Here is a 9,666-nt window from a genome sequence, read left to right on the forward strand (position 1 = left end):
CCCGAGGAGCTCGCCACCGTCCTGGCGGTGGTCCAGGCCCGGGCCGCCGCCGCGCCCGCCCCCGCCCCGGCCGGGGCCCGGACCGTGGAACAGGCCGGCCCCAGAAGCGTCAGGCGGCGATCAACGAGGCCAGCAGTCCCGAGGCGTCGACCCCGCGCGGCAGGTCGCTCACCTGCCCGTCCCCGACCTCCACCACCCGCCAGCCGGAACCGTCGGCCCGGCTGGCGAGGTCGGTGGTGACGAAGCGGCAGCCGAGTCTTCGCACCAGCGCGGGCACTTCGCTGAGGTCGGGGTCGACCCGCTGGTGCGGGGCGTCCGGGTGCGGCCCGACCAGGATCGGCCGGCCGTCCAGCCACCACACCCGGGCCTCCACCGCCCGCCCCCCGCAGTCCGCCCCATCCGTGCCGTCCGGGCCATCCGTGCCGTCCGGGCCATCTGCGCCGTCCGGGCCATCTGCGCCGTCCGGGCCATCTGCGCCGTCCGAGCCGTCCGAGCCGTCCGCAGGGCGCGCGGTGTCCCGAAGCGGTCCGCAGGTGCGTTCGAACTCCTCGTACCGTCGCAGCACCACCCCGCCGTCCAGGAACTCGCCCTGCAGCTCGACGAACCGTCCGACCACCCGGCCGACGGCCGCCAGGTCCGCCAACTCCGGTACGTAGCAGGCCTCGTGCCACTCGTGCTTGCGCGACTTCACATAGTCCTTGACGATCGCCGGCCCGCTCCCGCCGAGCCGGGTCGCCGCGTCCGCCAGCTCCTCCGGCGTGGGGGCCGCCGTTCCCTTGGCCGGAATCCACACGCTGGGCGGGGTCGCGCCCTCGAACACCCCGTACCAGCCGGGCAGTTCGTGTGCCGCCGCGTAACCGGGCGGGCTGGTCAGCAGGTTGCCGCCGCGGGCGGTGAGCGCGGCGGCGAACTCGGCGTACCGGGTGGAGGGGAGCATCCAGCCCCGGTACCAGAGCGGTCCGCCGCCCTGGGGCACCCGCTGGACCGCCTCCTCGGCGCGCCCGCCGAGCAGCGCGTCGTGGTCGACCAGATGGTGCTCGCCGCCCAACTCCCGGAGCAGCCGGGCCTCCCAGGCGAAGTGCGGATCGGGCCGACGCGGGTTGAGCGGATCGGCGGGAAAGAGCATCGAGGGTACGGGCATGGCGGTCAGGGTACGGCCAGCGGGCCGCCGACGGCCCCGGCTCGACGGCGGTTCGCTGCCCCGGATCGGCTCAAGTGGGCGGGCGAGAAGGCGAATTCGATCGACGCACGGTCCGGGTGCTGTCAGAGTGTCCCGATGCGAAGACTGCTGCGACCGCGCAAACGCGTTCCCCGCCGGGCCGCCCGCACCGTGGTCCTGGATGCGAACGGCTCGGTGTTCCTGCTCCGTTCGGACAACGACGAGGTCGGCGTCCACTGGACCATGCCGGGCGGCGGACTGGAACGGGGCGAGAGCCCGCGGGACGGCGCCCGGCGCGAACTGGGGGAGGAGACCGGCTGGACCGACCTCGAACCGGGCCCGCTGCTCTGCACCTGGGAACACGACTTCACCTGGCACGGCACCCCGGTCCGCCAGCACGAACACATCTACCTGACCGGCGGACCGCATCGCGGCCCGGTCGGCGACGTCAGCGCGGTGCACGCCCAGGACCGGATCCTCGACTGGCGCTGGTGGACCCCGGCCGACCTCGTCGACGAGAACGCCGACGCGCTCTGGCCGCCCACGCTCCCGGAACTGCTGGAACCCGTCCGCGCGGGCTGGGCGGTCGACGGGCGCCCTCCGGTGCCCGTCGACCTCGGGTACGTCCCGAACGCCCGCTAGCCGCGCCCGCTGCTCCCGCTGCGGTTCCCGCCGTTCCCGCCGCCGTTCCCGCCGCGCCGGGCCCGCCCGGTCGGTCCGGTCGGTCCGGCCGGGCCGATCTCCCAGCCGTGCAGGTCCAACTCCCGGTCGTGCAGCGCCCAGGGGTTCATCCGTACGGTCAGCCGGGTGGCGGCCAGCTGCTCGACGGTGAGCCCGGTGTCGGCGATCAGCTGCTCGGTCGACACCGAGACGGCGATCGCGGGACGCCAGGAGGGCAGGACGACCAGGCTGGTCCCGCGGCCGACCCGGATCGGCTCGGCCGCCACCCGGACCGGTGTCCGCTCCTCCGGGCGGCCGACCGTCTCCGGCTGGACCGGGCTGCCGCCGATCAGGATGCCGAGCGGCGGTTCGGCCCGGGGAGCCGAGGCCGCGAACTCCGGTCCGGCGAATGCCGGTCCCGCGGAGGCCGGACCGGCGAACGTCGAACCGGAGACCGTCGGACCCGCGAACTCCTGGGCGGCGAACTCCGAGGTCGTGAACGGCTGGGCCCGGCCGCCCGCCAGGGGCGCGCGGTCGGCCACCACCCCCGTTGCACCGGTCGGTTCACCCGCCCACCCCGCACCCCGCGGTTCCGCTCCGGTCGGGTCGGCCGCGGCCGTCTCCCGTGCGGTCGCCTCCTGCCCGGTCCGGTCGGCCTGCGGATGCATCCGGCGCAGTCGGCGGGAGGGTGACGGCCGTCGCGAGCCGAGGCCGCGGACCTCCGCGTGCGTCGAACGGGTCACCGGCGCGGGCTGGTTGCCCTCCGGCGGCGCTGCCGGCTGCTGGAGCCGGACGAACCCCGCCCCGGCCCCGCCGAAGGTGCCGCTCCCGGCCTCCTCGGCAGCCCCGGTCTGCTCGGCAGCCCCGGCCCCCTCCGCAGCCCGGGCCTCCTCGGCCCCGGCGGAGGGGGCGTCCGCCGCCTCCCCGAGCAGTGCCCGCACCTCCGCCACGGACCGGCGGCACGCGGCCGCCAGTTCGGCGAGCGAGCGCCCCTCGGCGCGTGCGGCCCGCAGCCGGTCGGTGAACGCCGTCCGGAGCCGGTCGGTGGTCGCATCGCCGTCGGCCGTGGCGCGTCGGAGCTGCGCCTCGACGTCCTCCGGGGTGCGCGGCTGCGGCACCGAGTCGTGACGGGCCGGAGCGCCCGCTGCGACCGGGGTGCAGACCGTACCGCCGTCGGCCGCCGTCGCGACCGCGCACAGTGACACCCCCGGGCCAGGCGCCCCCGGAGCAGTCAGGCCGGCAACGGGCGCGTCGGCAGCGGCAGCGCCGGCAGCACCGGGAGCAGCGGCGCCGGCCACGGGTGGTGGGCCGCCCGGGGTCGGGCATCCGGCGCCGTCCGCGGTCGGGCCGGTTAGGGCGGAGTCGGTGGAACTGGGGTGGAGCGAGGTCATCGGCGGGCCCTTCGGCGGACGGTCCCGACGATCCTCCCGCACCGCGCGACCAGCTCCAAGCGTCATTCCCGGGCGTGTGCCCGGGAGTCCGGCGGCGCGACCGGGGGATCGGCGCCGCCGCCCGCCCGGTGGATCGGCTCAACTCCCGTGTGCGACAAATCCCTTGAGGTCGGCGAGCACCGCGTTGGCCGCCGCGACGCCGAGCCCGAGGAACCAGGTCTCGTCCGAAACCGGCCGGGCCTGACCGGACTTGACCGCGCCGAGCGTCTTCCAGAGCGCGCCCCCGAGCACCGCGTCCTGGTTGGTCGAACTGGGGCTGCCGTAGACGCCGTAGAAGATCCAGTCGGCGTCGGCCCGGTCGATCTGTTCCGGGCTGACCTCCACCGCGAGTTCCTTGACCTGCTCGATCTTCGGCTGCGGCAGCGGCACGTCGGTGAGGATGGTGCCGATGAAGGAGAGTTCGGCGTAGAGCCTGGTCCGGCCCGGCATGAAGCGCAGCGGCGTGATGGTGGGCCGCTTGTCGCCGAGCCCGGCCCCGATCGCGGTGGCGGCCGCCTGGTACGCGTCGAGCTGGGCCTGCGCCTCGGCCTGGAGGCCGAAGGGGCTGGCGTTGAGCAGGAAGTTCTGCTTCCAGGGGTAGCCGGGGCGCAGCGAGAAGACGGTCGGCGCGATCTTCGACAGCTGGGCGTACTGGTCCTGGGCGCGCAGCTGGCTGCCGAGGATCAGGTCGGGCTTGAGTGCGGCGATCGCCTCCAGGTTGAGGCTGTTGATGGTGCCGACGGCGGCGGGGCTGCCCGCCTTGTCCTTCAGGTAGGACGGCAGCGACTTGGAACCGTCGGTGTGGACGACGCCGACCGGCTGGATGCCGAGCGAGACGACGTTGTCGAGTTCGCCGGTGTCCAGCACCACGACCCGGGTGGGCCGGGCCGGGATGACGGTCTCGCCCATGGCGTGCTTGACGGTGCGCGGGTAGACGCCGGCGGCGGCGTCGGTGCCGAAGCCCTTCATCTTCTCGATCACGGTGGCGTAGTCGTCGCCGCCCTGCTTGACGGACTTCTGGTCGGGGGAGCCGCCGCTACCCGGCTTGGCGCTGCTCCCGCCGCCTCCGCCGCTCTCGCCGCCGCCCGAGCCGCCGGAGCTGCCGCAGGCGCTGAGCAGCCCGCCGAGGCCGAGCACGGCGGCGCCGGTCAGTCCGGCGGTGAGGAAGCGGCGTCGGCCGGGGGTGCGGAGGGCGGTGGCTCGGAGGGCGGGGGTCGGGCCGTCGGTGTGGGGGGTCACGCGACGCTCCTTCACGGGTCGGGACCGGGCAGTCGGGGTCATCGGGTCAGATATCGGGGTTAGGTGAGGCAAACCTATCCCGCTGCCCGCCGTGCCCGTCGGACGGGGGTGTCCGCGGAGCCGTCAAAAGTCATCGTAAGTGCATAAAATCACCAAGAGTTGGTCTATTCAACCTTCCTCATCCGACTTAGAGTGCGCTCGTGTTTGATCAGCAGCTCTCAGAGCGCACGAGCAGCGGCCGGGCAATGGCGCCCGGCGCTCCGCAGGGTGCCCCGGTCAGTGGCACCAGTGGTGGCGTTCCCGAACCGGGAACAGCTGGGGGAGCGGGGGACAAGGGCCTGCGGGGCAACTCGGTCGGCCTGCTGGGCAGCGTGGTGCTGGGCGTCTCGACGGTCGCCCCGGTCTACTGCCTGACCGCGACGCTGGGGCCGACGGTCACCGCGGTCGGCGTGCAGATGCCGGCGGTGTTCCTGGCCGGCTTCCTGCCGATGCTGCTCGTCGCGTTCGCGTACAAGGAGCTGAACAAGGACTTCCCGGACTGCGGAACGTCCTTCACCTGGACGGTCAAGGCCTTCGGCCCCCGGATCGGCTGGATGGCCGGCTGGGGCCTGACCGTCGCGACGATCATCGTGCTCTCCAACCTGGCCGGGGTCGCGACGGACTTCCTCTACCTGATGCTCGGTGAGATGACCGGCAGCGGTTGGGTGGCCGGGCTGGACCAGAACAAGGCCGTCCACCTGCTCACCGTGGTCCTGCTCATCGCCGGCGCCACCGCGATGAGCTACCGGGGGATGACGGCCACCAAGTGGTTCCAGTACGGCCTGGTCGGCCTCCAACTGGCCGTGCTGCTGCTCTTCTCGGCCATCGCGATCGGCAAGGCCGCCGCCGGCGACCTGCCCGACTCGATCGGCTTCTCGTTCTCCTGGCTCAACCCGCTCCAGGTCGGCTCGTTCAGCGCGTTCACCGCCGGGCTGTCGCTGTCGATCTTCATGTACTGGGGCTGGGACACCTGCCTCACCATGAACGAGGAGACCCTGGGCAGCGCCAAGACCCCGGGCCGGGCCGCCATGATCACCATGGTCACCCTGGTCGGCTCGTACCTGCTGGTCGCGATCGCCGCCCAGATGTTCGCGGGCGTCGGCAGCACCGGCAACGGCCTCGGCAACCCGGCGACGGCCGACAACGTCTTCGCCGCGCTGGCCCGCCCGGTACTCGGCTCGCCGTGGAGCATCCTGCTCTTCCTGGCCGTCGTCGCCAGCGCCGCCGCCAGCCTGCAGACCACCTTCATCCCGGTGGCCCGCACCCTGCTCGCGATGAGCGCCTACCGCGCGGTGCCGCCCCGCTTCGGCACCGTCCACCCGCGCTTCCGCACCCCCGGCTACGCCACCGTCGCGGCCGGCCTGGCGACCGCGGTCTTCTACGTCGGCATGAGCCTGATCAGCGAGAACGTCGTCCAGGACACCATCCTGGCGCTCGGACTGATGATCTGCTTCTACTACGCGCTGACCGCCTTCTCCTGCGTCTGGTACTTCCGCCGCTCGCTCCGCGGCAGCCTGCGCGACCTGCTGCTCAAGGGCGTCGCCCCGCTGCTCGGCGGGCTCCTGCTGAGCGCCGTCTTCCTGCAGACCCTCACCGACGCCTGGTCCCCCGACTACGGCAGCGGCTCGGTGTTCGGCATCGGCTCGGTGTTCGTGATCGGCGTCGGCATCCTGCTGCTCGGCGCCGGGCTGATGACCTGGTACGGCCTGATCCGGCCCGAGTTCTTCCGCGGTGAGACGCTGCGCCAGGACACCCAGGCCCTGGTCGTGGAGGACTGACGGAGGACTAACGGAGGACCGGACGCTATCGTTGGGGGCATGAAGCGCTTCGTGGGCCTGTGCTGGTGGCCGTCCTAGGACGGCCACCACACTCGCCTGACCAGGGCCGTCCGGGATGGACGGCCCTGTCGCGTTTTCCCCACGGGACGGGCCCGCGCCCCGGACGGCCGCCACCACCGCCGTACCGAGGGAGAACCCCATGACCGCCACCGCCACCACCACTGCTGCCGCCACCGTCTCCGGCGCCGGGACCGCCGATCCGACCGCCACCGCGACCGTCGACCCGACCGCCGATCTGACCGGCGCGGACCCGATCGACGACCCGGGCGCCCACCGCGTCCTCACCGGCGACCGCCCCACCGGCCCGCTCCACCTCGGCCACTACTTCGGCACCCTGCGGAACCGGGTCCGGCTCCAGGACCGGGGCGTCGAGATGTTCGTGCTGGTCGCCGACTACCAGGTCATCACCGACCGCGACATCGCCGACCGGCTCGCCGAGCACACCGAGAACCTCGTCCTCGACTACCTCGCGGCCGGCCTCGACCCCGACCGCGCCACGGTCTTCGCGCACAGCGCCGTCCCGGCCCTCAACCAACTGCTGCTGCCCTTCCTCAGCCTGGTGAGCGTCGCCGAACTCAGCCGCAACCCCACGGTCAAGGACGAGATCGCCCACTCCAGCCAGGCCGCCGTCAACGGGCTGATGTTCACCTACCCCGTCCACCAGGCCGCCGACATCCTGTTCTGCAAGGCCGACCTCGTCCCGGTCGGCCAGGACCAGTTGCCCCACCTCGAAGTCGCCCGCACCGTCGCCCGCCGCTTCAACGAGCGCTACCCGCACGCCGACGGCAGCGCCGTCTTCCCCCGCCCCCGGGCACTGCTCTCCGAGGCCCCGATGCTGCTGGGCACCGACGGCGGCAAGATGAGCAAGAGCCGCGGCAACGCCGTCGCCCTCGGCGCCTCCGAGGACGAGACCGCCCGGATCATCCGCGGTGCCAGGACCGACGCCGACCGCCGCATCACCTACGACCCGGCGGGCCGCCCCGAGGTCTCCGGTCTGGTCCTGCTCGCCGCGCTCTGCCAGGACCGCGCCCCGGAGGCGATCGCCGAGGAGATCGGCGACGGCGGTGCGGCCGCCCTCAAGCGCACCGTCACCGAGTCCGTCAACGAGTACTTCCGTCCGCTGCGCGCCCGCCGTGCCGAACTCGCCGCCGACCGCGGCCACCTGCGCCAGGTCCTGCGCACCGGTGCCGAACGGGCCAACGCCATCGCCGACGCCACCCTCGCCGAGGTGCGGGAGGTGATGGGCGCGATCTGAAGGGGCCCCACCCCGGCCGGGCCCGCTGTCCGCCCGTCGCCCCGCCGACATCGGCCGGTCGACGGGCGGGCATATCGTCACCGGGCGGCCCCGACCACACCCCGGGCCCGCCCCGGCCCCGCCCCTTCCCCGAAAGGCCCGGTCCATGGACCAGCAACCGACCACGCCCGGCCAGGGACTGACCCGCCCGCGGCAGCTGAGCCCCGGCGACCACATCGCCGTCGTCGCACCCAGCGGCCCGATCGACCCCGAGCGACTCGCCGCCGGCGTTGAGATCCTCCGCTCCTGGGGCCTGCGCGTGACCGTCGCCCCGCACGTCCTCGACACCCACCCCGTCCTCGGCTACCTGGCCGGCACCGACGCCGACCGCGCCGCCGACATCCGGGCCGCCTGGCTCGACCCCACCGTCGACGCCGTCATCTGCGCCCGCGGCGGCTACGGCGTCCACCGGATCGTCGACCTGCTCGACTGGACCGCGATGCGCGCCGCCCGGCCCAAGCCCTTCATCGGCTTCAGCGACGTCAGCTCCCTGCACGAGGCCTTCGCCCAGCGCCTCGGCCTCGCCACCCTGTACGGACCGCTGGCCGCCGGCGCCTCCTTCGTGGGCGACGGCCCCACCGCCGAACACCTGCGCCGGACCCTCTTCGAGCCCGCCACCGTCACCGTCCTCGGCTCGCCCACCGCGACCCCGCTCGTCCCCGGCCGTGCCCACGGCGTCACCGCCGGGGGCTGCCTCCACGTCCTCGCCGCCGAGCGGGGTACACCCGCCGCCCGCCCCTCCTACCGGGGCGGGATCCTGGTCCTCGAAGACGTGAACGAGCACCCGTACCAGCTCGACCGTCTGCTCACCCAGTTCCTGCGCTCCGGTGCCCTCGACGGGGTGGCCGGCATAGCCCTCGGCTCCTGGGAGGGCTGCGGACGGCCCGACCGCGTCCGGAACGTGATGCTCGACCGCCTCGGCGACCTCGGGGTGCCGGTGCTCGGGGACCTGGGCTTCGGCCACTGCCCGTCCACCCTCACCGTCCCGCTCGGCGTCCCGGCCCTGCTCGACGCGGACGCCGGCACCCTCACCCTGGACCACCCCGCCCTCGTCCCCGCCCTTCCCTGACGGCGGCTGCCGGGCCCGGACGAGAGGGGGAGGGGTGAGTAGGGTGCGGCCATGAACGAGGACCGCCTCACCGCCCTTGCCCTCGGACTCCTCCGCGGCCCGGGCAGCAACGCCCGTACGATCCTCGGACTCGTCGGCCCGCCCGGAGCCGGCAAGTCCACCCTCGCCCGTCACCTGGTCGCCGAGGTCGAGCGCGTCGAAGGCCCCGGCACCGCCGCCTACCTCCCGCTCGACGGCTTCCACCTCTCGGCCGCCCAGCTCGACCGCCTCGGCCTGACCCACCGCAAGGGAGCCCCGGCCACCTTCGACGCCCACGGTTACGTCGCCCTGCTGCGCCGGGTCGCCGCCGACCGCTTCCAGGACATCTACGTCCCCGACTTCGACCGCACCCTGGACGAACCGGTCGCCGCCCGCCACGTCGTCCGACCGCACACCCGCCTGGTCATCACCGAGGGCAACTACCTCGCCTCCTCGGACACCCCCTGGCCCGACGCCCGCCGGCTGCTGCGCGAACTCTGGTACGTCGACACCGACGACACCGTCCGCGAGCAGCGACTGCTCCGCCGCCACCGCGAGGGCGGCCGCGACGAGGCCACCGCGCTGCACTGGGTCACCGGCAACGACCACCCCAACGGCGAGTACGTGAAGCCGGGCCGGGCGCTCTGCATCCGGACCGTCTCCGGCACCGGGTTGCCCCCGGCGCCGGATAGGGGTAGTGTTCTCTAGTCGCTCGGCAGGGAGCACCGGACACGCATCAGTGTGGACGGTCCCGGGGCGGCCAATCCTTTAAAACACCACTTCTCGGTTCGCGCCGGGTCCTGTTTCGCGTTCTTTACGCGTCCTGGCCTGGGGCTTATTTGTCATGTGCGTTTTATCGGATTGCGGCCGGATTCGCTTTTCGGAGCGGGGATCGGCTAGAGTTTGAAACGTCGGACGGG

At 73.6% G+C, this 9,666-nt stretch carries 8 protein-coding genes; 5 read left to right on the forward strand and 3 right to left on the reverse strand.

Annotated features, from left to right (window positions below; translation table 11 throughout):
- Positions 1-109 precede the first annotated feature (109 nt).
- Positions 110-1,141 (reverse strand): ATP-grasp domain-containing protein, encoded by a 1,032-nt coding sequence (locus tag ABTZ03_RS43585; protein WP_350518834.1) that lies wholly within the window; start codon positions 1,139-1,141, stop codon positions 110-112.
- A 135-nt stretch (positions 1,142-1,276) separates the two neighbouring features.
- Here ABTZ03_RS43585 and ABTZ03_RS43590 point away from each other — a divergent pair, with 135 nt between their 5' ends.
- Positions 1,277-1,801, forward strand: coding sequence for an NUDIX hydrolase (locus ABTZ03_RS43590; protein WP_350518835.1), 525 nt, complete (start codon positions 1,277-1,279; stop codon positions 1,799-1,801).
- Here the strand turns inward: ABTZ03_RS43590 and ABTZ03_RS43595 are convergent.
- Together ABTZ03_RS43595 and ABTZ03_RS43600 are read right to left on the reverse strand one after the other, a co-directional pair.
- Positions 1,798-3,024 (reverse strand): hypothetical protein, encoded by a 1,227-nt coding sequence (locus tag ABTZ03_RS43595; protein WP_350518836.1) that lies wholly within the window; start codon positions 3,022-3,024, stop codon positions 1,798-1,800. The genes ABTZ03_RS43590 and ABTZ03_RS43595 overlap by 4 nt on opposite strands.
- A gap of 324 nt (positions 3,025-3,348) precedes the next feature.
- Positions 3,349-4,401, reverse strand: coding sequence for an ABC transporter substrate-binding protein (locus ABTZ03_RS43600; protein WP_502894774.1), 1,053 nt, complete (start codon positions 4,399-4,401; stop codon positions 3,349-3,351).
- 332 nt (positions 4,402-4,733) lie between these two features.
- Here ABTZ03_RS43600 and ABTZ03_RS43605 point away from each other — a divergent pair, with 332 nt between their 5' ends.
- From ABTZ03_RS43605 to ABTZ03_RS43620, 4 genes are all read left to right on the forward strand, one after another.
- Positions 4,734-6,305 (forward strand): APC family permease, encoded by a 1,572-nt coding sequence (locus ABTZ03_RS43605; RefSeq protein WP_350518841.1) that lies wholly within the window; start codon positions 4,734-4,736, stop codon positions 6,303-6,305.
- 199 nt (positions 6,306-6,504) lie between these two features.
- Positions 6,505-7,620, forward strand: coding sequence for a tryptophan--tRNA ligase (gene trpS / locus ABTZ03_RS43610; RefSeq protein ID WP_350518837.1), 1,116 nt, complete (start codon positions 6,505-6,507; stop codon positions 7,618-7,620).
- 145 nt (positions 7,621-7,765) lie between these two features.
- A complete protein-coding gene (locus ABTZ03_RS43615; RefSeq protein ID WP_350518838.1) occupies positions 7,766-8,728 on the forward strand; it encodes a S66 peptidase family protein in 963 nt (320 codons plus the stop codon).
- A gap of 51 nt (positions 8,729-8,779) precedes the next feature.
- Positions 8,780-9,454, forward strand: coding sequence for a nucleoside/nucleotide kinase family protein (locus ABTZ03_RS43620; protein WP_350518839.1), 675 nt, complete (start codon positions 8,780-8,782; stop codon positions 9,452-9,454).
- The last annotated feature ends 212 nt before the right edge of the window (positions 9,455-9,666 follow it).

Source organism: Kitasatospora sp. NPDC096077, assembly GCF_040303245.1.
Classification (GTDB): Bacteria; Actinomycetota; Actinomycetes; order Streptomycetales; family Streptomycetaceae; genus Kitasatospora.

Excerpts from the sequence above, each read along its gene's own strand:
- ABTZ03_RS43585 (WP_350518834.1), bottom strand. The coding sequence starts at position 1,141 with ATGCCCGTACCCTCGATGCTCTTTCCCGCCGATCCGCTCAACCCGCGT.
- ABTZ03_RS43590 (WP_350518835.1), top strand. The coding sequence starts at position 1,277 with ATGCGAAGACTGCTGCGACCGCGCAAACGCGTTCCCCGCCGGGCCGCC.
- ABTZ03_RS43605 (WP_350518841.1), top strand. The coding sequence starts at position 4,734 with ATGGCGCCCGGCGCTCCGCAGGGTGCCCCGGTCAGTGGCACCAGTGGT.
- trpS (WP_350518837.1), top strand. The coding sequence starts at position 6,505 with ATGACCGCCACCGCCACCACCACTGCTGCCGCCACCGTCTCCGGCGCC.
- ABTZ03_RS43615 (WP_350518838.1), top strand. The coding sequence starts at position 7,766 with ATGGACCAGCAACCGACCACGCCCGGCCAGGGACTGACCCGCCCGCGG.
- ABTZ03_RS43620 (WP_350518839.1), top strand. The coding sequence starts at position 8,780 with ATGAACGAGGACCGCCTCACCGCCCTTGCCCTCGGACTCCTCCGCGGC.